This window comes from Mesorhizobium tamadayense (assembly GCF_003863365.1).
Taxonomy (GTDB): Bacteria; Pseudomonadota; Alphaproteobacteria; order Rhizobiales; family Rhizobiaceae; genus Mesorhizobium; species Mesorhizobium tamadayense.
In genome coordinates, this window is record NZ_RQXT01000249.1 from 1 (window position 1) to 442 (window position 442).

Genomic DNA, 442 nt, shown 5'->3' on the forward strand with positions numbered 1-442 from the left:
ACTTTGCTTGTGCAAAGAGCCGTGCCCGCCAATGTATATTGCGCAGGTTGGCGACCAATACATGGTCAAGCGGATGCCGCTGTCGGGTGGCAGCTATGATCCTTCCTGTTCCTCTTACGAGCCGCGCGATGAACTGTCCGGCCTCGGCGTGCTGATGGGCAGCGCTATCCAGGTCGATTCCGAGAGCGGCATGGCCGCGCTGAAGCTGGACTTTCGCCTGTCGAAGGTCGGCACGCGATCTGTGCCGGCAGTTGGCGCCGCAGGTTCGGACAGCGTGGTCGGGGACACCAGGAAACTCTCCCTGCGAGGCCTGCTCCATTATCTCTGGCACGAAGCGGAGCTGACAGTCTGGACGTCGCGATGGGCTGGCAAACGGCATTGGTGGAATATTCGTTGGCACCTCGTCGAGGCCGCTGGCCAGATGACGGTCAAGGGCGGAGCG

At 62.0% G+C, this 442-nt stretch carries 1 protein-coding gene; it reads left to right on the forward strand.

Annotated features, from left to right (window positions below):
- Positions 1-7: 7 nt before the first annotated feature.
- The coding region (locus EH240_RS37535) for a DUF1173 family protein (protein ID WP_281035207.1) at positions 8-442 on the forward strand (435 nt) is incomplete at its 3' end.